Annotated in this window: 18 protein-coding genes; 10 read left to right on the forward strand and 8 right to left on the reverse strand. The window is 66.0% G+C overall.

The window, feature by feature from the left end:
• Positions 1 to 2: 2 nt before the first annotated feature.
• Positions 3 to 1,661, reverse strand: a complete 1,659-nt coding sequence (locus tag IQ16_RS28365) for an FAD-binding dehydrogenase (protein ID WP_018644933.1) — start codon at positions 1,659 to 1,661, stop codon at positions 3 to 5.
• A gap of 263 nt (positions 1,662 to 1,924) precedes the next feature.
• On the opposite strand from IQ16_RS28365, the gene IQ16_RS28370 reads away from it, so the two are divergent.
• The 5 genes from IQ16_RS28370 (at position 1,925) to IQ16_RS28390 (ending at position 6,371) form a co-directional block, all read left to right on the forward strand.
• Positions 1,925 to 2,446: a hypothetical protein gene (locus IQ16_RS28370; protein WP_018644934.1), complete on the forward strand. Its 522-nt coding sequence runs from the start codon at positions 1,925 to 1,927 to the stop codon at positions 2,444 to 2,446.
• 109 nt (positions 2,447 to 2,555) lie between these two features.
• Positions 2,556 to 2,750 carry a hypothetical protein gene (locus IQ16_RS28375; protein ID WP_018644935.1) on the forward strand — a complete coding sequence of 65 codons (195 nt, stop codon included), beginning with the start codon at positions 2,556 to 2,558 and terminating at the stop codon, positions 2,748 to 2,750.
• A 23-nt stretch (positions 2,751 to 2,773) separates the two neighbouring features.
• A complete protein-coding gene (locus IQ16_RS28380; protein WP_018644936.1) occupies positions 2,774 to 3,364 on the forward strand; it encodes an SCO family protein in 591 nt (196 codons plus the stop codon).
• 234 nt (positions 3,365 to 3,598) lie between these two features.
• On the forward strand, positions 3,599 to 4,534 hold the full coding sequence (locus tag IQ16_RS28385) for an ABC transporter substrate-binding protein (protein ID WP_018644937.1): 936 nt from the start codon (positions 3,599 to 3,601) through the stop codon (positions 4,532 to 4,534).
• A gap of 193 nt (positions 4,535 to 4,727) precedes the next feature.
• Entirely contained in the window at positions 4,728 to 6,371 is a 1,644-nt protein-coding gene (locus IQ16_RS28390) for a lysine--tRNA ligase (protein ID WP_018644938.1), read from the forward strand.
• Positions 6,372 to 6,648: 277 nt separating this feature from the next.
• Here IQ16_RS28390 and IQ16_RS28395 read toward each other — a convergent pair whose 3' ends face one another.
• Together IQ16_RS28395 and IQ16_RS28400 are read right to left on the reverse strand one after the other, a co-directional pair.
• The gene (locus IQ16_RS28395) at positions 6,649 to 7,401 is read right to left on the reverse strand and encodes a carbonic anhydrase (RefSeq protein ID WP_026312294.1); all 753 of its coding nucleotides are present in this window, start codon (positions 7,399 to 7,401) and stop codon (positions 6,649 to 6,651) included.
• A gap of 92 nt (positions 7,402 to 7,493) precedes the next feature.
• The gene (locus tag IQ16_RS28400; RefSeq protein WP_018644939.1) at positions 7,494 to 8,147 is read right to left on the reverse strand and encodes a S24 family peptidase; all 654 of its coding nucleotides are present in this window, start codon (positions 8,145 to 8,147) and stop codon (positions 7,494 to 7,496) included.
• Positions 8,148 to 8,454: 307 nt separating this feature from the next.
• On the opposite strand from IQ16_RS28400, the gene IQ16_RS28405 reads away from it, so the two are divergent.
• The gene (locus tag IQ16_RS28405; RefSeq protein ID WP_018644940.1) at positions 8,455 to 8,799 is read left to right on the forward strand and encodes a DUF952 domain-containing protein; all 345 of its coding nucleotides are present in this window, start codon (positions 8,455 to 8,457) and stop codon (positions 8,797 to 8,799) included.
• On the forward strand, positions 8,796 to 9,893 hold the full coding sequence (locus tag IQ16_RS28410) for a quinone-dependent dihydroorotate dehydrogenase (RefSeq protein ID WP_018644941.1): 1,098 nt from the start codon (positions 8,796 to 8,798) through the stop codon (positions 9,891 to 9,893). Before IQ16_RS28405 ends, IQ16_RS28410 begins: the two co-directional genes overlap by 4 nt.
• A gap of 257 nt (positions 9,894 to 10,150) precedes the next feature.
• Here IQ16_RS28410 and IQ16_RS28415 read toward each other — a convergent pair whose 3' ends face one another.
• The 5 genes from IQ16_RS28415 to IQ16_RS28435 form a co-directional block, all read right to left on the reverse strand.
• On the reverse strand, positions 10,151 to 11,476 hold the full coding sequence (locus IQ16_RS28415; RefSeq protein WP_018644942.1) for an MATE family efflux transporter: 1,326 nt from the start codon (positions 11,474 to 11,476) through the stop codon (positions 10,151 to 10,153).
• 1 nt (position 11,477) lies between these two features.
• Entirely contained in the window at positions 11,478 to 12,212 is a 735-nt protein-coding gene (locus IQ16_RS28420; RefSeq protein WP_018644943.1) for an MBL fold metallo-hydrolase, read from the reverse strand.
• A 27-nt stretch (positions 12,213 to 12,239) separates the two neighbouring features.
• Positions 12,240 to 12,545 (reverse strand): DUF6460 domain-containing protein, encoded by a 306-nt coding sequence (locus IQ16_RS28425; RefSeq protein WP_018644944.1) that lies wholly within the window; start codon positions 12,543 to 12,545, stop codon positions 12,240 to 12,242.
• 256 nt (positions 12,546 to 12,801) lie between these two features.
• Positions 12,802 to 14,469, reverse strand: a complete 1,668-nt coding sequence (locus IQ16_RS28430; protein WP_018644945.1) for an ATP-dependent DNA ligase — start codon at positions 14,467 to 14,469, stop codon at positions 12,802 to 12,804.
• Positions 14,466 to 15,503, reverse strand: a complete 1,038-nt coding sequence (locus IQ16_RS28435; protein WP_026312295.1) for a ligase-associated DNA damage response exonuclease — start codon at positions 15,501 to 15,503, stop codon at positions 14,466 to 14,468. Before IQ16_RS28435 ends, IQ16_RS28430 begins: the two co-directional genes overlap by 4 nt.
• 203 nt (positions 15,504 to 15,706) lie before the next feature.
• Between IQ16_RS28435 and IQ16_RS28440 the strand changes: the two genes are divergently transcribed.
• The 3 genes from IQ16_RS28440 to IQ16_RS28450 all read left to right on the forward strand — a co-directional run bounded on the left by IQ16_RS28440 (position 15,707) and on the right by IQ16_RS28450 (position 20,750).
• On the forward strand, positions 15,707 to 16,633 hold the full coding sequence (locus IQ16_RS28440) for a class I SAM-dependent DNA methyltransferase (RefSeq protein WP_018644947.1): 927 nt from the start codon (positions 15,707 to 15,709) through the stop codon (positions 16,631 to 16,633).
• A 115-nt stretch (positions 16,634 to 16,748) separates the two neighbouring features.
• The gene (locus IQ16_RS28445; protein WP_018644948.1) at positions 16,749 to 17,978 is read left to right on the forward strand and encodes an ABC transporter substrate-binding protein; all 1,230 of its coding nucleotides are present in this window, start codon (positions 16,749 to 16,751) and stop codon (positions 17,976 to 17,978) included.
• A gap of 174 nt (positions 17,979 to 18,152) precedes the next feature.
• On the forward strand, positions 18,153 to 20,750 hold the full coding sequence (locus IQ16_RS28450) for a ligase-associated DNA damage response DEXH box helicase (RefSeq protein ID WP_018644949.1): 2,598 nt from the start codon (positions 18,153 to 18,155) through the stop codon (positions 20,748 to 20,750).
• The last annotated feature ends 23 nt before the right edge of the window (positions 20,751 to 20,773 follow it).

A 20,773-nucleotide genomic window follows, 5' to 3' on the forward strand; every position in this document is an offset into this window, starting at 1 on the left:
AGCTATCCCACCGCTTTCGCCGCCGCACGGCCGGCATTGCGGCCCGAGAACAGGCAGCCGCCGAGGAAGGTGCCCTCCAGCGAACGATAGCCGTGCACGCCGCCGCCGCCGAAGCCCGCGGCTTCGCCGACCGCATAGAGGCCCGGGATGACCCGTCCCTCCTCGCCGAACACGCGCGAGTCGAGATCGGTCTCGAAACCGCCCAGCGTCTTGCGGGTGAGAATGTTGAGCTTCACCGCGATCAGCGGCCCCTGCGCGGGATCGAGGATGCGGTGCGGGGCGGCGGTGCGGATCAGCCTGTCGCCGATATAGCGCCGCGCATTGTGGATGTTCATGACCTGCGCATCCTTGACGTAAGGATTGGCGATCTCGCGGTCGCGCGCCTCGATCTGCATTTTGATGTGCTCGAGCCTGAGCAGGTCGTTGCCGGCAAGCTTGTTCATCTCCGCCACAAGGTCCTCGATCCTGTCGCGCACGATGAAGTCGATACCATGGCTTTTGAAGGCCTCGACCGGCGCGGGGGCGCCCTTGTTGGTGGCGCGGCGCAAGGTCATGCGCCAGCTCTTGCCGGTCAGGTCGGGGTTCTGCTCCGAGCCCGACAGCGCAAACTCCTTCTTGATGATGCTCTGGGTCAGGATGAACCAGGAATAATCATAGCCGGTCGACATGATGTATTTGAGCTGGCCGAGCGTGTCGGAGCCGGGGAACAGCGGCGCCGGCAGCCGTGTGCCGGTGGCGTCGAACCACATCGACGAAGGCCCAGGCAGGATGCGGATGCCGTGGCGCGGCCAGATCGGTGACCAGTTCTGGATGCCCTCGACATAGTGCCACATGCGGTCGCGGTTGATCAGGCGCGCACCGGTCCTTTCGGTGATGCCGATCATGCGGCCGTCGACATGTTCGGGCACGCCGGAGATCATGAACTTCGGCGGTTCACCGAGCCGCTTCGGCCAGTTCGCGCGCACCAGATCGTGATTGCCGCCGATGCCGCCGGACGCAACGATCACGGCCTGCGCCTTCAGCGCGAACTCGCCGACGACGTTGCGCGACGAGCTCTTGCCGCGCTCCACATTGTCGGGCGCTAGGACGGCGCCGCTGACGCCGTCCACGGTGCCGTTGGTGATGGTGAGCGCATCGACGCGGTGACGGAACTTGAAGGTGAGGCGGCCGCTCTTCATCGCCTCGCGCGCGCGGCGCTCGAACGGCTCGACGATGCCGGGCCCGGTGCCCCAGGTGACGTGGAAGCGCGGCACCGAATTGCCGTGGCCCATCGCGTCATAGCCGCCGCGCTCGGCCCAGCCGACCACGGGGAAGATGCGATGGCCCATCGCGCGCAGCCAGTCGCGCTTCTCGCCGGCGGCGAAGGCGACATAGGCCTCGGCCCATTTGCGCGGCCAAAAGTCCTCGTCGCGGTCGAAGCCGGCGGTGCCGAGCCAGTCCTGCATCGCGAGCTCGAACGAGTCCTTGATGCCGAGCCGGCGCTGCTCCGGCGAATCGACCAGGAACAATCCGCCGAATGACCAGAATGCCTGGCCACCGATCGACTGCTCGCCTTCCTGGTCCACCACGATCACGCGCTTGCCCGCATCCGCAATCTCGGTCGCGGCGACGAGGCCCGACAGTCCCGCGCCGACGACGATGACGTCTGTTTCCTCAGCCATGCGCTTCCCCCTCCATGAGTTCCCCTGTAGTTGCCCGGATTGAAGCCAGCGGTCGTAACTGAGATCAAGGGCGTGGCGCGTAAGACCTCGTTAACTTGTTCCACTTTGGGATAGAGACCGGCCGGGTGCAGCGCCGACGCAACACTGGATTTGAATTTGTTTTGATCAAGCCGGCCTGCCTAGACAAAACCTTGGTTACGACGGACGCTAGCACTGCATCACCACCTGACACGCAGATTCGAATTCGACTGGGGCGGGGGACAATGAAGTTTCTGACGGGGTTGCTCGCGGCGGTTCTCTTGATCGCGGGCATGGGGGCTTCTCACGCGGTGGTTCGGATCGCGGATGACCGCGGTGGCCGGATTGGAACCTACGTCGACAGATACCAGGACCTCAGGCAATCGGGCGAGACCGTCATCATCGACGGCCTCTGCGCCTCGGCCTGCACCATCGTCCTCGGCGCCATCCCGCACGACCGCATCTGCGTGACCTCGAGCGCGACGCTCGGCTTCCACGCCGCCTGGGATTTCGGCGCCAATGGCCGCGCCATCACCAATCCCGAAGCGACCCAGATGCTCTATGCGATGTATCCGTCGCAGGTGAAGCGCTGGATCGCGCAGCGCGGCGGCCTGACCCCGCATATGCTGTTCCTGAGGGGCAAGCAGCTGCAGGCCATGTACAAGCCCTGCTACATGGACGCCCAGGCTTCGGCGATCAGGCCGGCACGCCGGACCCTCCCGCAACCGGAGCAGGTCGAGTCGGCCCGGGGCCAGCTGCTTCACTGACACCACGGGCATGACGGGATCGTTGAGCCCGTCAGCGGCGCCTTGCCCGCCGGCGGGCTAAAGCCTATCTGAAAGCCTGGGAACCGGGGCCTTCGCCCCCAAATTTGTCATGGCTCAACCACTGCACCCGGGACATCCGTTACAGGACAATTCGTCCACTGCCGGCCGGACGCCGTCCGTGCTGCTGTTGGCGGGCGCCGGTGTCGGCGGGCTGGTCGTGATCGGTGCGCTGGCGCTGTGGTTCCACTACGGCAGCCAGGTGTTCTTCGAAATGATCAGGACCGGCTTCGCCGCCTGCTTCTGACCCCGACAGGAAGTTTTCCGCCTATGAGTTCCGCCGCCCGTCCGCTGGTGATCGCGACCGCCTTTGCAGCAAGCCTCGTCCTCGGGCTCCTGATCATGTTCTGGGCCATGGGCGGGGTCAGCAAGGTGGCGCAGCCCGCGGCGATCGGCGGCCCGTTCCAGCTCACCGACCAGAACGGCAAGGCCGTCACCGACAAGAGCCTGAAGGGCAAGCCGACCCTGATCTTCTTCGGCTACACCCATTGCCCCGATGTCTGCCCGACCTCGCTGTTCGAGATCTCGGAGGTGCTGCGGGCGATGGGCAAGGACGCCGACAAGGTCAACGCCGTCTTCATCTCGGTCGATCCCGAGCGCGACACGCCGGCGACGATGAAGGACTATCTGTCGAGCTTCGATCCGCATCTGGCAGGCCTGTCCGGCGACCCCGCCGAGACCGCCAAGGTGATCACCTCCTACCGGGTCTATGCCAAGAAGGTCCCGACCAAGGACGGCGACTACACCATGGACCACACCGCGCTGATCTATCTGATGGACCGCGATGGCCGGTTCGTCTCGCCGTTCAACCTGAAGCGCACGCCGGAAGAGGCTGCGACGGATCTGAAGCGGTATCTCTGAGAGAGCACGATCGAGCGGCGTTCTCGGTGCAACCTCTCCCGCTTGCGGGGGAGGTCGGCGCGAAGCGCCGGGTGGGGGCTCTACCCTCATCGGGTTTCTCGCTCGCGGAGACACCCTCTCCCCGACCCTCCCCCGCAAGCGGGGGAGGGAGCACAGCCATAATCGGCGCTCGCGTTCCCGGGTGGATGGTCTATAAGGCCCTCTGATCCCAACGAAATTCATTGCTTTCGGCCGATGGCTCCATCGCAACAGGCGAAATCGTTCAAATCTGTCCGTGGCTTGCTGGCAGGGCTGGCCGCCGGCCTCTGCCTGCTCGCTGGCCTCTCCGGCGCCAACGCCCAGGCCCCGGCCAAGCAGCCCCCGGCGGGGCCCCAGGCCACGCCGCAAGTTGCGCCCCAGGCGGCCCCCCAGGCCGTGCCCGGGTTCTGGGACCCGCGCCGGCGCCCGGAGCGGCCGGACCTGTCGCGCCTGACCGTGATCCGCTTCCTGACCGAGACCGACTATCCGCCGTTCAACTACACCGGCGCCGATGGCAATCCGGCCGGCTTCAACGTCGATCTCGCCCGCGCGCTGTGCGACGAGATCAAGGTCACCTGCACGGTGCAGATGCGGCGCTTCGAGACGCTGGTCGATGCGCTCACCTCCAACCGCGGGGACGCCATCATCGCCTCGATGGCGGTCAGCCCGCAGCTGCGCGCCCGCGTCGATTTCACCGATCCCTATTACCGCGTGCCGGCGCGCTTCGCCTCGCGCAAGGATGCGGTGATGCCGGAGATCCGCCCCGAATATCTCGAAGGCAAGAAGGTCGGCGTCATCGCGGGCTCCGCGCATGAGGCGTATCTGAAGGCGATGTTCACCGACGCCGAGCTGCACCCCTATCCGAGCGACGACGCGATGCGCGCAGCGCTGCGCAAGGGCGAGGTCGACTTCATCTTCGGCGATGCCATCTCGCTCGCGTTCTGGATCAACGGCACCGATTCCGGCGATTGCTGTGCCTTCTCCGGCGGCCCCTTCGTTGAGAGCCGCTTCTTCGGCGAAGGCATCGGCATCGCCGTCCGCAAGGGCAACGACGTGCTGCGCCAGGCCCTGAACTGGGCCCTGTTCCGCGTCTGGGAAAAAGGCCGCTACACCGATCTGTGGCTCCGCTATTTCTCGGTGAGCCCGTTTTGATCGCTTCATCTCGTCGCGCTAGCGGCGAGCGAACTGCCGTAGGGTGGGCAAAGGCGCGTCAGCGCCGTGCCCACGTCTTTGAAGGTGGTGGGCACGCTTCGCTTTGCCCACCCTACGATTCCCGCGTTAGTTGCTCCGCAACTTTTGCATTCTGCCCGGAAATCGCTATTTTCCGCGGCCCGGAGGCCCCTTGATGTCCGTTATCGATCCCAGCATGAGCCCGAGCGACCTGCGTGCGCTCGCCGAACAATCCAACGCCTGGCCGTTCGAGCAGGCGAAGGCCATTGTCGCGCGGCTGAAGAAAAGCCCGAAGGACGAGGTGCTGTTCGAGACCGGCTACGGCCCGTCAGGCCTGCCGCATATCGGCACGTTCGGCGAGGTCGCGCGCACCTCGATGGTGCGCCACGCCTTCCGCGTGCTGACCGAGGACAAGATCAAGACGCGCCTGCTGGCGTTCTCCGACGACATGGACGGGTTTCGCAAGGTGCCCGACAACGTCCCCAACAAGGAGATGCTGGCCGCGCATCTCGGCAAGCCGCTGACGCGGGTGCCGGATCCGTTCTCCAACGAGTACCCCTCGTTCGGCCACCACAACAACGCGCGGCTGCGCGCCTTCCTCGATCATTTCGGCTTCGACTACGAGTTCGCAAGCTCGACCGACTACTACACGTCCGGCCGTTTCGATGCGACGCTGCTGAAGATGCTCGCTGCCTACGACAAGGTCATGGCGATCATTCTGCCGACGCTGGGACCGGATCGCCGCGCGACCTATTCGCCGTTCCTGCCGATCAGCAAGTCCACCGGCGTGGTGCTCCAAGTGCCGATGATCCGCCGCGACGTCGCCGCCGGCACCGTGACCTATGTCGATCCTGATACCAACCAGGAAGTTGAAACGCCTGTCACCGGCGGAAATGTAAAATGCCAGTGGAAGGCCGATTGGGCGATGCGCTGGGTCGCGCTCGGCGTCGACTACGAGATGGCCGGCAAGGACCTGATCGATTCCGTGAAGCTGTCCGGCGCCATCGCCAAGGCGCTCGGCGCCACACCGCCCGAAGGCTTCAACTACGAGCTCTTCCTCGACGAGCAGGGCCAGAAGATCTCGAAGTCGAAGGGCAACGGCCTCACCATCGACGAATGGCTGCGCTACGCCTCGCCGGAATCGCTGTCGCTGTTCATGTACCGCGAGCCGAAGGCGGCCAAGCGGCTGTATTTCGACGTCATCCCGCGCAACGTCGACGACTACCAGCAGTTCATCGACGGTTTTGCCAGGCAGGACGGCAAGCAGCAGCTCGGCAATCCGGTCTGGCACATCCACAACGGCAAGCCGCCGCAGGGCGACATGCCCGTCACCTTCCAGCTGCTCTTGACGCTGGTGTCGTCGTCGAACGCGGAGAATGCCGAGACGCTGTGGGGCTTCATCGGCCGCTATCGTCCCGGCGTGAGCCCGCAGACGCATCCGAAGCTGGACGCGATGGTCGGCTACGCCATCAACTACTACCGCGACTTCGTCGCGCCGACGAAGCAGTTCCGCGTGCCCACGGACACGGAGCGCGCGGCGCTGCAGGATCTGCGCGATGCGCTCTCGCAGCTTCCGCAGGACGCCTCGGCCGAAGACATCCAGAACGTCGTCTACGAGATCGGCCGCCGCGAGCCGTTCCTCGACCAGGTCAAGAAGGGCAAGGACGGCCGCCCCGGCGTCACGCTCGACTGGTTCAACATGCTCTACCAGGTGCTGCTCGGCCAGGAGAAGGGCCCGCGCTTCGGCTCCTTCGTCGCGGTGTACGGCGTGCAGAACGCGGTGAACATGATCGACGGCGCGCTGGCGCGATCAGCGTAACGCTGTTGCCCAGCTGAAGACCCGTAGCCCGGATGAGCGCAGCGACATCCGGGGTGCCGCAAAGAAAGGTCCCGGATATCGCTTCGCTCATCCGGGCTACGAACCATCATTGCGGCGGCAACTCTCTCCCCAACGTCGTCCTGGCGAAAGCCAGGACCCATAACCACCGTCGGATGTGGTTACGGGGACTCGGAGTTGCCAACTCGCACGACGACTTCTCCCTGGGGTAACGGGTCCTGGCTTTCGCCAGGACGACATCGACGAACTTGAGCCCCTGTTAGATCGACCGCAGCACGTAACGCCGGTTATCCTTCTGCACCGGGCGCGCGTTCATCGGGTAGAGCTTTGCGAAGGCAGCGACATCGGCGGCCGACACCTGGATCGGCGTGGTCAGCAGCAGCCATTCGACGACTTCCGAGCAGGGCGGCGTCGTCAGCGAGCCGGGATAGCGGTAATAGCCGAGCTTCGTTGGCAGCATGGCGAGCGGATCGATGCTCGCATCCGCCTTCACCGCGGGGCCTTCCGTTGCCGGCATGGTCTTGATGATCTTGCCGAAGGCCGGGTTCGGCTTGCCCTCCGCCATCAGCACGCCGACCACGGCGAGCCCGCCGGCATCGTTGCGGTGGACGAAATGCGCCTCCATCGGAAAATTCTTGCCGCCGATCATGTGCTCGCTCGGCCGGTGGAAGTGCACCTGGAGCAGCCTGTACTTGACGTCGCCGAGAAGAAGCGTGCTGCCCTCGGCGAAGTTGAGCTGGATCGTGTGCCCGTTGTTGACGATGGTGTCGGCAGTCCTGCCCCAGTTCAGCTTCAGCGCGGGCAATTGCGACTTCACCGTCGTCTCGATGTCGATCGGCGATTGTTGCAGGCCGACCGTGCAGGCCTTGTTGGCTGCATCGAGGTCGCCCCATTTGCCCGGACCGCCGGCGCCTTCATAGCTCCAATGCACGCCTTCGGCGGCGAAGGCCGGCTTGCACACCGGACAAAGCGCAAGACCCGCGAGTGCTTTCAATGCGTGACGGCGATTCATCGTAGTCCCCCCTCAGATCAATTCGATCGGCAATTTCGCGCGCAACCTAGGTGAGAGGGCCGGTGAGTCGCAATGGCAATCGCACGTTGAATCTATTGGCTCGCCCACACGATCCTTGCGATCCAGGCGACCTCGCCCGTCGCCATCGTGCGCTCGGCCTGCGCGGCATCGAGCGGCTGCAATTCCAGCGACTTTGTCGTGCGGCGCTTCAGGGTTGCGATCGTCACCTCGCCCGCTGTGGTCTTCACCACGACACGGTCGCCCTTGCGGATCGCTGTGCCCGGTGAGACCAGGATGACGTCGCCGTCGCGGTAGGTGGGCGCAAGTGCATCGCCCGCGATCTCCAGTGCAAACGTCTGGCTGTCCTCGACCGTGGGAAGCGCGACTTCGGTCCAGCCCTTGCCCGACGGAAGGCCGGACTCGTCGAAGGCGCCGCTCGTGCCGGCCAGCGCGAGGCCGAGCAGCGGCACCGATCGGCCGTTGCCTGTCTCGTCGTCGATCAGCCTTGCAAAGGTGTCGATGGAGTCGCCGGTCGCCGCCAGCGCTTTCGCGATCGATTCGGTCGAGGGCCAGCGCTCGCGGCCATCAGGGGTGACGCGCTTGGACCTGTTGAAGGTGGTGGGATCGAGCCCGGCGCGCTTGGCAAGGCCGGACGGCGACAGGCCGGCGCGCGCCGCGAGCCGATCCAGCGCGACCCAGATCTGGTCGTGAGTCAGCATCCTCTGCGCTTTGGCCTGTCTGACCATGGAAGGTCCAGCCCGTCGCAACTCAGGAAAACTGTCCTCAAATCAACCGGTTTTCCGTTTTTAGCGCAAGGGGGTGACGCGAAAGCGGTTGTCGGGTGGAGGGAATACAAGTGCGTGGCAAGGAAAACGCGTCAAAACGGGAATCTGACGGCCCGTCCCGATTTCATCGGGACGGAACAGGCGCTAAGTCTTGAGTTCGGAAGGAGCGGCCTTTACGGTCGCGCCGGGGTTTCAGGGACCCCAACAGACGAAAAAACCCAAGAGACTCAAAGAGCTGTCTCAAAGGGCAAACAGGGCTGCGCAAGCGGTGGTCAAGATCTACAAAATCTGTCCGGCCTCGGCCTGGCGCGAGGCGGAACGGCACGGCGTGTATCAGGGCAGCGCGGACGATTCGCGCGACGGCTTCATTCATTTCTCGACGGCCGCCCAGGTTCCCGAAACCCTGCGCAAGCACTTCGCCGGGCAGCGGGCGCTGTTCCTGGTCGAGGTCGACGGCGATGCGCTGGGCAGCGAGCTGCGCTGGGAGCGCTCGCGCAATGAGGAGCTGTTTCCGCACCTCTATGGCGAGCTCGATCTCGGCGCTGTCATCTCGGTGCTGAACCTCAACATGCGCTCCGACGGCAGCCACGATGTTCCGGAGCTCGCGCCGTGATCCGCGCTTTCGACGCCTTCTCGCTGCCGGTGCTGCGCTGGCTCGATCCGGAGGATGCGCATCGCCTGGCGATCCAGGGCCTGCGCTTCCTGCCGCCGGTCAAGCCGCGCGCTGACGATCCCAAGCTCGCGGTCCGCGCCTTCGGCCTCAATTTTCCCAATCCGATCGGCATGGCCGCCGGCTTCGACAAGAGTGCCGAGGTGCCGGACGCGCTGCTGCGGCTCGGTTTCGGCTTCGTCGAGATCGGCTCGGTGACGCCGAAACCGCAAGCCGGCAATCCGCGGCCGCGCCTGTTCCGGCTCGAGCGCGACGAAGCCGTCATCAACCGCATGGGTTTCAACAATGACGGCGCGGACGTCGCGCTGCGCCGGCTCGCCGCCCGCGCGCAGCATGGCGGCATCGTCGGCGTCAATGTCGGCGCCAACAAGGATTCGCCGGACCGTGTCGCCGACTACGTCAAGCTGATCGAGACCTTCGCGCCGGTCGCGAGCTATTTCACCGTCAATGTCTCCTCGCCCAACACGCCGGGCCTGCGTAACTTGCAGGAAGGCGCGCTGCTCGACGATCTCCTCGCGCGCGTGATCGACGCGCGCGAGCGTGTCAGGCAAAAGGCTGGCGATACACCGGTGCTGCTCAAGATCGCGCCTGACTTGAGCCTCGCCCAGCTCGACGACGTCGTGCAGGTCGCGCGCTCGCGCAAGGTCGACGGCATGATCGTGTCGAACACGACGATCGCGCGGCCGAGCACGCTGCGCGAGGAGACGCGGGCCAAGGAGCAGGGCGGCCTGTCAGGCCGGCCGCTGTTCCGCCTCTCGACGCGGATGGTCGCGGAGACCTATGTGCGGGTCGAGGGCGCGTTCCCCCTGGTCGGCGTCGGCGGGGTCGATTCCGGCGGTGCGGCGCTGACAAAAATCCGCGCCGGCGCGAGCCTGATCCAGCTCTATTCGTCGCTGGTCTACAAGGGCCTCGGCCTCGTCGAGGAGATCAAGCGCGATCTCACCTCGACATTGCTGCGCACGGGCCGCGATTCGCTTTCCGAAATCGTGGGCTCCGATGCGGCGACGCTGACCGCGGAAGACTGGCCGGGGATGTAGCTCTCGTGCCCCGGACGCAGCGCAGCGCGCCGCCTTCGGCGTGGTGCGCTGCAGAGCCGGGGCCCATATCACCGTATCGTGCCATGTTGCTTTCCGGGTCCCCGCTCTGCGCAGCAGCGTTTCACGCTGCAGCGCGCCCGGGACACGCCTGTCATTGCAGGCCCCGTAGCCCGGATGGAGCGTAGCGTAATCCGGGAGTCTGTCCGCGGGCACGAGAACCCCAGATTTCGCTGCGCTCCATCCGGGCTACGATTCTTCTACGGCTTCGAAAACGTCACCCGATACAGCGCCGGATACCTTGCGCCCTGCAAACCACCACGCGCAACGTAGAACGCGATCAGCGCGCACCACAGCCCGGCATTGCCGAACGACTGCAGCGCCAGCCAGACGCCGAAGAAGATCGCGAGCGATAGCAGCATCAGGTTGCGCATCTCGCGCGCCCAGGTCGCGCCGACAAAGATGCCGTCGAAGCCGAACGCGAACACGCCGGGGATGGGCGCAAGCACGATGAACGGCAGGAAATCGCGCGCGGCGCGGCGGACGTCCTCGCTCGCCGTCATGAAGTTGATGATATCAGGTCCGAACAGCGCGAACAGCACGGCGACGACCAGCGCGAAGCCGAGCCCCCACAGCAGCACCAGCCGGGTCGAGTCCGCAAATCCCCTCGCATCGCGCGCGCCAAAGGTGCGGCCGCAGAGCTGCTGGGCCGCATTGGCGAGGCCGTCGAGGAAGAAGGCGCTGACCAGGAGGAAATTGTTGAGCACGGAGTTCGCGGCAAGCGTGACGTCGCCGGCGCGCGCGCCCTTGGCGGTGAAGAACAGGAATACGGCGATCAGCGCCGCGGTGCGGATCAGGATGTCGGTGTTGACCGCCAGCAGCCGCATCAGCTTTGCGCGATCGAACAGCTGCACGCGGGGAATGGCAAAGCCGCCATCCGCATGGCGCCGGCAGACGATGAAGCCCAGCACGAAGCCGATCGTCTCCGATAGCAGCGCGGCGATCGCCGCACCCGCGATGCCGGTGTCGTAGACCAGCACCAGCAAAATCGTCGCCGCCATGTTGATGAGGTTGATGACGACCTGCAGCAGCAGCGCCGGATTGGCGCGGGCCTGTCCCACCAGCCAGCCGAGGATGACGTAATTGGCAAAGGCGAAGGGCGACGACCAGATCCGGATCATGAAATAGGTCTTTGCCGCCTGCGTCACACCCGCGCTGCCGCCCATCAGGTCGAACAGCCCGGCGGAGAGCGGCAATTGCAGGGCGATCAGCGCCGCGCCGATCAGGCCTGCGACGATGAAGCCGCGCACCAGGATCACGGTCTGCTCGCGCGTCTCGCCCGCGCCGAGCGCCTGCGCGGTGAAGGCCAGCGTGCTCATGCGCAGGAAGCCGAACAGCCAGAACAGGCAGTCGAAGATCACGGATGCCATCGCGACGCCGCCGAGCAGCGCCGCATCGTCGAGCCGGCCGATCGCGGTGGTCGAGACCACGCCGATCAGCGGCGTCGTGAGGTTCGCGACCATCGCGGGACCGGCGATAGCGAACACCTGGCGGGAGCCGATTTTGAGTTGAACAGGCGCGTGCATGTCAGAACACGAGCACCATGCCGTCTTCGGCGGCGAGGTGCGGCACGTCGTCCAGGCGCGACAGCATATCGTCGCTCATATGGGTGAGGACGAGGCGTTTTGCGCCGATTGCTGGCAGATGCTGTTCCAAGGTCTTCAGGCTGAGATGGTTCTTGACCACCTTCTCGTACATATAGGCTTCGCCGATGAAAAGGTCCGCGCCATGCGCCAGCGGAATGAGCGTCTCCGTCCATTCGGTATCGGCACTGTAGGCGAGCGTGCGGCCCTCGGCCGCGACGCGGTAGGCGAGGAAGGGACCGCCGGAGTCACCGTGCACGACCGGGTAGGGCGTCACAGTCACGGCGCCGAAGCTTCGGCTCTGCCCGGGCGCGAGCTCGACGACGTTGAGCTCGAAGCGCTGCCTGGTCTTGGAAGAATGCTCGAACAGCGCTTCCATCACCTGGACGAGCCGCGTCTCGATGCCTTCCGGGCCCGCGATCGTCAGCGGCCGCGTTCGCCGCGAGAATTGCGCGTCGAGCAGGAAGAACGGCAGGCCGGCGAAATGATCGCCATGGAAATGCGTGATGAGAATGAGATCGATGTCGCCCCGCTCGATCTCGGGCCGCTTCAGCGCCGGCAGGGCCGACGCGCCGCAATCGATCAGGAAGTTCGCTTCGCGCCCGGAGACATGGAAGCAGGTGTTGAGCCTGCCGCCGGAGCCGAAGGCGTCACCGCAGCCGACGAAACGCAGTTGCATCGGCTGCGCACTCCCTGAATCACGTACTTACCGGCCGCGCGGCGCGCCGAACACGCGCGAGAGCAGCCAGATCGGGATCACGATGACCGCGCCGAGCAGGAAGTAGCGCCACAGCCAGTTGATGGTATCGAAGCCGAGATCCCACAGACGCTGGAACAACAGGCGGATGCTGTAGATGATGTTCCAGGGATCGAACCCGATCGCGGCGAGCACGACGCCGACCAGGATCGAGAGCAGGACGAGGCGAAACGCGACCGCCAACGGCGAGCCGCCGAGAAAGCGGTTCAGGCCGTCGCTGCGGCCGGCCGGCAAATCTCTGACGTCTTGGACCATCGCAAACTCCTCGGGCGGATTCGACCCTATTATAGGGCACGGCGGGGGACATGGGGAACCCGCAACGACGCGTCAATCGGGTTACGGGAGTTTAATTCGGGCGGTGCGAACCGCGGGCTGGCTGCAACCTCTCCCGCTTGCGGGAGAGGTCGCGCCGAAGGCGCGGGTGAGGGCTCTCGCCTCTGGGGGAGTGTCCCAATGTGGAGACACCCTCTCCCCAACCCTCTCCCGCAAGCGGGAGAGGGAGCGCACCTGTTCACACCTCAATCTCCGCCGGCTCCGCCTTCAGCATCCTTTCCAGCGTCTCCAGCCTATCCGCCTCGCGCGGCGGCTTGTCCCAGCGCAGGCGGCTGATGCGGGGAAAGCGCATGGCGATGCCGGATTTGTGCCGCGGCGAGCGCTGCAGGCCTTCGAAGGCGACCTCCAGCACCAGCCCCTTGTCGCCCTCGTGCACGACATGGCGCACGGGACCGAATTTTTCCGTGGTGTTACGGCGAACGAAGCGGTCGATCTGCAGCAGCTCCTCGTCGGTGAAGCCGAAATATGCTTTGCCGACCGGCACCAGCTCGTCCCCGGCCTCGCCTGAGGTCCAGACGCCAAAGGTGTAGTCGGAGTAATAGGACGAGCGCTTGCCGTGGCCGCGCTGCGCATACATCAGCACGGCATCGATGATGTGCGGATCGCGCTTCCATTTCCACCACTGGCCCTTCGGCCGCCCCGGCAGATAGGGCGCATCGCGCCGCTTCAGCATCACGCCCTCGACGGCGTCCGCGTCTTCGCCGGCGCCGGCGCCGGCGCTCGCGGGATCGGCGCGCGCCGCGGTCAGCGCCTCCCAGCTCGCGAAGGGAACGGTGGGCGACAGATCAATGCGAGGATCGCCAAGCTTCCTGACGAATGTCTCCAGCCGTTCGCGCCGCTCCGCGAACGGCAGCTCGCGCAGATCATTCTCGTCATCACCGAGCAGATCGTAGGCGCGCAGGTGAATCGGAAACTTCTTGATCAGCTTGGGCGAGACGACCTTGCGGTTGAGGCGCTGTTGCAGGACGTTGAAACTCTGCACGCGGCCTTCGCGCAGGATCAGCAGCTCGCCGTCGATCGCGCCCGGCAGCCGCAGCGACGGCACGAGATCCGGAAAGCTGCCGGTGATGTCCTCGCCGGTGCGCGAATAGAGGCGCGCCGTGATGTGGCCGCGCTCGTCCCGGCCGGCGACCGCCTGCACGCGGATACCGTCCCATTTCCATTCGGCGATGTAGTCGGCGGGATCGAGTGTGGCGAAATCCGCATCCTCGATCGCATGCGCCAGCATCACGGGCCGGAACGGCGCGGGATCGCGATTGACAGGCTTTTCGCCGCGGCCTTCCAGCCAGGCGAACAGGTCGAGATAAGGTGGGCTGAGTCCCGGCCAGATCAGCTCGATCTCGTGCGGATCCTTGTCGCCGAGCGCGGCGGCCGCAGTCTTGGCGAGGCGCGCGGAGATACCGATCCGCAGCGCCCCGGTAACGAGCTTCAGGAGGGCCCAGCGGCCGGTCTCGTCTAGCTCGTCGAGCCAGCGTTCGAGCTGCTTCGGCAACTCGGTCTTGCCGAGTGTGCGCAGCGTGGTGACGACCTCGGTGAGGGTTGGGGGAGGCGGGTTGTTGTGGGCGGCGAGTTCGGCCTTCGGCCACATCAGCGCGACCGTCTCCGAGAGATCGCCGACATAGTCGTAGCTCAACCCGAACAGCACCTCATCGGCGCGCGCCGCGATCAGATCGCGGATCAGCGCCGGCTTGGCGTGCTTGAAGCTGAGCGCGCCGGTCAGCGCGGCCAGCGCATAGCCGCGGTCGGGATCGCCGACCTCGCGGAAATAGCCGGTGATCAGCCGCAGCTTGTTGTTGCGGCCGGGCTCGTAGGCGAGGCGGTCGAGCAATTCGGCGAAGCGGTTCATGCCTCAGTCTCGCCGGCGTCAGGCGTCTCGCTCTCCTCCTCGTCGCCGTAGCCGACGAGATCGAGCGGCTGCGCCTTCAGGCCTTTGCTCCGGCACCAATGCACCAGCGCATCTTCCTGGCCGTGGGTGACCCAGATCTCGCCGGCGCCGGTCGCCGCGATGGTCGTGGTGAGACCATCCCAATCGGCATGATCGGAGATCACCAAAGGCAATTCGACGCCGCCCTGCCGCGCCCGGGCGCGCACGCGCATCCAGCCCGAGGCAAAGGCGGTGACCGGGTCGGGAAAGCGCCGGGCCCAGATATCCGACGTGGCCGACGGTGGCGCCAGCGTGATGGTGCCGGCCAGCGCCGCCTTCTTCATGCCGGCCGCCGGCCTGAGCTCACCCAGTTCGATCCCGCGGCTCTGGTAGTAGGACGTGATCTTCTCCATCGCGCCATGCAGATAGATCGGCGCGTCATAGCCGGCCCGCCGCAGCAGCGCGATCACGCGCTGTGCCTTGCCGAGCGAGTAGGCGCCGACGAGGTGCGCGCGCTCCGGAAACAGCGCGACCGAGGCCAGCAGCTTCTTCACCTCGTCGGCCGCATCGCCATGCCGGAACACCGGCAGGCCGAACGTCGCCTCGGTGATGAAGACGTCGCAGGGCACCAGCTCGAATGGCGTGCAGGTCGGATCTAGCGCGTCCTTGTAGTCGCCGGAGGCGACGATGCAGGTGTCCTTGCACGTCACAGCGATCTGCGCCGAGCCCAGCACGTGGCCGGCCGGGTGGAATTTCACGCGGACGTCGCCGAGGCGGATCTCCTCGCCATAGCGGATGACTTGCGTCGAGCCGGCAAAGTTCTCGCCATAGCGCAGCCGCATCATGTCGAGCGTTTCCTGCGTCGCCAGCACCGCGCCATGGCCGGCGCGGGCATGGTCGGAATGGCCGTGGGTGATCACGGCCCGCTCGACGGGGCGGACAGGGTCGATATGGAAGCCGCCGGGCTTGCAGCACAGGCCGGCAGCAGCTGGCAGCAGGATCTCTTGCGGACGCATGGACGTCATATAGGCAGCGGTGCCCCGATATTCACCCGTCACGCGCGGGCTTGCCGTCTCCGCTAGGCTTCGCCGGCCCGATGGTGTAAAAGCCTGCCGAAGCCATTTGGCGGAGGCGGGACCCGCGCATCCATCGCCCTAAACAGTTCCTTTCTTGATGGATTGCCGGGTCAGGCCCGGCAATGACGAGTGTTGGTTCCTCAATGCCGCTCCGCCTGTTCCTGACCTCCGGCGATCTCATGGCCGACCGCCGTTTCGAGTTCGCGCGCGACCTCCAGCTCAAGGGCGATCTGCCCGCCGCCGCGGACCTGATCGAGCAGGCGATCGAGCTCGCGCCCAACTTCACCTCGGCCTGGTTCACGCTCGGCGAGATCCGTCAGCAGCTCGGCGAGCGCGACAAGGCAATCGAAGCCTTCCGCAAGGCGCGCGACTCCGATCCGGAGGATCAGCACGGCGCCGGCCTGCATCTGATGCGGCTCGGCGATGCGCAAGTTGCGGAGATGCCCAAGGCCTATGTCCAGGCGCTGTTCGATCAATACGCGCCGCGCTTCGAGCACGCGCTGATCAACGATCTCGGCTATCGCGCCCCCGCGCTGATCTTCAAGGCGGTGCTGGCCGCGCGCGTCACCGCGAAGAAGCCGGCCTTCTTCAAGCGCACCATCGATCTCGGCTGCGGCACCGGGCTTGCGGCGGCCGCCTTCGCCCAGCAGGTCGACCATTTCATCGGCATCGACCTGTCGCCCGGCATGATCAAGGAAGCGCGCGCGACGAACCTCTATGCCGAGCTCGAAGTTGCCGACATGATCGAGGGCCTGCGCACGAAGAGTGACGGATGCGCGAACCTCGTCGTCGCCGCGGACGCGTTCGTCTATCTCTCCGATCTCGCGCCGGTGCTGACCGAAGCAACGCGCGTGCTCGTATCGGGCGGCGTGCTCGCCTTCACGCTGGAGACGCATGACGGCACCGGCATCGTGCTCGGCGAAGCCCTGCGCTATGCCCATTCGGCGGAATATGTCCGCGGTGCCATCGCGAAAGCCGGGCTCAAGCTGTTGACGCTGGAGCCGGCCTCGCCGCGCAACGAGAACAACGAGCCGGTGCGCGGTCTCGTCGTCGTCGCCGAGAAAACTTGAGTCTAGGCGCTAATTTACGCTGATTTGAGCGTCATTGCGTCGCAAAGCGACGACTTCCTACTTGCGAGCCGAGCTGCGATGTCAGCACAATGCGCGCATCAGGGAGAAACAAATAATGACAAAGAATCCATCGCGGCGCGATTTCAGCGCCGGTGCGCTCGCTACCATTGCAGCATCCACATTGCCCGCGCCCTACGTCTGGGCCGCGGAGAAGAAATACGATGCGGGTGCCAGCGACACCGAGATCAAGATCGGGCAGACCGTGCCGCATTCCGGCCCCGGCTCGCTCTACGGCGTGCTCGGGCGCGTCGGCGAAGCCTATTTCCAGATGCTGAACGAGAAGGGCGGCATCAACGGACGCAAGGTCAAGTTCCTCACCATGGACGACGCCTACAGCGCGCCGAAATGCGTCGAGGCGACGCGGCGCCTCGTCGAGCAGGAGGAAGTTCTCGCGCTCTACGGCTCGCTCGGCACCGCGCCGCAGACCGCCGTGCACAAATACCTGAACTCCAAGGGCGTGCCGCAGCTCCTGCTCAACACCGGCGCGTCGAAGTGGAACAACCCGAAAGAGTTCAAATGGACCATGGCGGGCCTGCCGCTCTATCCGACCGAGGCGCGCATCCTGGCGCGGCACGTCGTCGCCGTGAAGCCGAATGCGAAGATCGGCATCCTCTACCAGAACGACGATTTCGGCCGCGACTTCCTCGGTCCCTTCAAGAAGGTGCTGGCGGATGCCGGCGGCACGGCGCAGGTGATCATGGAGCAGACCTACGATCTCACCGAGCCGACCGTCGATTCCCAGCTCATCAATCTCTCCAAGTCGGGCGCCGACGTCTTCTACAACATCTCGACCGGCAAGGCCTCGTCGCAGTCGATCCGCAAAGTGGCCGAGCTCGGCTGGAAGCCGCTGCAGCTTCTGTCCGCAGGCTCCACGGGCCGCTCGATCCTCAACGCCGCCGGCCTTGAGAACGCCACCGGCATCGTCGCCATCCGCTACAACAAGGAGGTCGGCCTGCCCAAATGGGAGAAGGACCCCGACGTGATGGCGTTCGAGGAGCTGCGCAAGAAGTACACGCCGGCCATCGACCCCGACAACACCATCGCCTTTGCCGGATACGGCCAGGCCGTGACCATGGGCGAGATCCTGCGCCGCTGCGGCGACGACCTCACCCGCGCCAACGTCTTGAAGCAGGCGTCCACGCTCGCCGGCTTCCACTCGCCCTATTTCCTCGACGGCGTCACCTACAGCTACACCCCCGAGGACTACACGCCGATGAAGACGCTGTTCATCTCCACCTTCACCGGCAAGGATTGGGACATCTCCGACAAGCCGATGTCGGAGTAGGGACTCTCGGCAATCGAGATGCCGTAGGGTGGGCAAAGCGAAGCGTGCCCACCACCTTTTCCGGTCAGAGAGAGATGGTGGGCACGGCGCGATGCGCCTTTGCCCACCCTACGGGAGCTCGTCGTGGCTCCCACCCCCTCGACGAACCCACCCCCACGGCTTACCTCTTATGCCGTGCCGCCCCGCATCCTCAAAATCCCGGCCGAGCCGGCCACGCTGCTGCCCGACCGCTTCAACGCGTGGTTCGCGGCCCGCGGCTGGTCGCCGCGTGAGCATCAGCTCGCGCTGCTGGAGAAGGCACGCGAGGACGCCAGCGCGCTCCTGATCGCGCCGACCGGGGCCGGCAAGACGCTGGCCGGATTTCTGCCGACGCTGGTGGAGCTTTCGATGCAGACGGTCGAGCGCAACGCCGGCGCCAAGCAAAACCTCGTCTCCACCGGTCGTTCCGTGCAGCGCGCCGGCGGCCTGCACACCCTCTACATCTCGCCGCTGAAGGCGCTCGCCGTCGACATCGCGCGCAACCTCGAGCGCCCCGTTGCCGAGATGGGCCTGCCGATCAAGATCGAGACCCGCACCGGCGACACGCCGGTGTCGCGGCGCCAGCGCCAACGGCGCTATCCGCCCGACATCCTGCTGACGACGCCGGAACAGCTCGCGCTGCTGCTGTCCTCCGACGACGCGCCGTTCCTGTTCTCCTCCTTGAAGCGCATCGTGCTCGACGAGCTGCACGCCCTGGTCACGTCCAAGCGCGGCGATCTGCTCTCGCTCGGCCTTGCGCGGCTGTGGCGCCTCGCGCCGCAGATGCGCGCGATCGGCCTGTCGGCGACGGTGGCCGAGCCGGAGCAGCTCGCGCGCTTCCTGGTGCCGCAGGCTGAAGGTAAGGAAGTCGCCGCCGACATCGTCGTCGCCGGCGGCGCCGCGCCGCCGGAGGTCGAGATGCTGGACACGCGTGAGCGGCTGCCCTGGGCCGGCCACAGCGCGCGCCATGCGCTCCCCGAGATCTACGAGCTGATCAAGGCCAACAAGACCACGCTGGTCTTCGTCAACACCCGCAGCCAGGCCGAGATGCTGTTCCAGAACCTCTGGAGCATGAACGATGACGGCCTCGCGATCGCGCTGCATCACGGCTCGCTCGACGTCGCGCAGCGCCGCAAGGTCGAGGACGCGATGTCGGCGGGCCGCCTGCGCGGCGTGGTCTGCACCTCCTCGCTCGATCTCGGCGTCGACTGGGGCGATGTCGATCTCGTCGTCAATATCGGTGCGCCCAAAGGATCCTCGCGCCTGATGCAGCGGATCGGCCGCGCCAATCACCGCCTCGACGAAGCCTCGCGCGCGGTGCTGGTGCCGGCCAACCGCTTCGAGGTGCTGGAATGCCGCGTCGCCATCGACGCCATCGCCGAGAATGCGCAGGACACGCCGCCGCTGCGCACCGGCGCGCTCGACGTGCTGGCCCAGCACGTGCTCGGCTGCGCCTGCGGCGAGCCGTTCTTCAGCGACGAACTCTACCGCGAGGTCCGCACCGCCGCGCCCTACGCAAACCTGTCGCGGCAGGATTTCGACGACGTCGTCGATTTCGTGGCGTCCGGCGGCTATGCGCTCAAGACCTATGAGCGCTTCGCCCGCATCAAGCAGGACAAGAAGGGCCGCTGGCGCGTCGCCAATCCGAAGGTGCGGCAGAGCTACCGGATGAATGTCGGCACCATTGTCGAGGACGACATGCTCAAGGTTCGCCTGGTCCGCTCGCGCGGCGGCGGTGCGGGAAAAGCAGGCGGATCGACCGGTGTGATCGCGCGCGGCGGCCGGTTGCTCGGCGAGATCGAGGAAGCTTTCATCGAGGGCCTCAGCCCCGGCGACACCTTCGTGTTCAGCGGCGAGGTGGTGCGCTACGAGACCCTGGTCGAGGACCAGGTCTATGTCTCGCGCGCGCACGACAAGGATCCGAAGGTGCCGTCCTACATGGGCGGCAAGTTTCCGCTCTCGACCTATCTTGCCGAGCGGGTGCGCCGCCTGCTCGACGACGGGCGTGCGTGGGGCGGCTTGCCGGAGCAGGTGCGCGACTGGCTCTCGCTGCAGAAGGATGTCTCGCGCGTGCCCGCGGTGCGCGAGCTTCTGGTTGAGAGCTTTCCGCGCGCCAACAAGCATTATCTGGTCTGCTATCCCTTCGAGGGCCGCCTCGCGCACCAGACGCTCGGCATGCTGCTGACGCGGCGGCTGGAGCGTGCCCGCGCGCGGCCGCTTGGCTTCGTCGCCAACGAATATGCGGTGGCGATCTGGGGGCTCGGCGATCTCTCCTTCATGATCCGCGACGGCCGGATCGACCTCAACGCGCTGTTCGACCCCGACATGCTCGGCGACGATCTCGAAGCCTGGCTCGCCGAATCCGCGCTGATGAAGCGCACCTTCCGCAACTGCGCCATCATCTCCGGCCTGATCGCGCGCCGCCACACCGGAGAGGAGAAGAGCCGCCGCCAGGTGCTGTTCTCGACCGACCTCGTCTACGACGTGCTGCGCAAGCACCAGGCCGATCACGTCCTGCTGCGCGCCGCGCGCGCCGATGCCGCCACCGGCCTGCTCGACCTGCGCCGCCTGGGGGACATGCTCGCCCGCATCCACGGCCGTATCACGCACCGGGAACTCGACCGTGTCTCCCCGCTCGCCGTCCCCGTGATGCTGGAAATCGGCCGCGAGTCAGTTTATGGCGAAGCTGCAGACGAGCTGTTGGCGGAAGCCGCCGACGAGCTGGTCAAAGAGGCGATGGATAGAAGCGGGTAGGACGTGACGGCAGGCGCGCTGGT

This window comes from Bradyrhizobium huanghuaihaiense, from assembly GCF_007830635.1.
Taxonomy (GTDB): Bacteria; Pseudomonadota; Alphaproteobacteria; order Rhizobiales; family Xanthobacteraceae; genus Bradyrhizobium; species Bradyrhizobium huanghuaihaiense.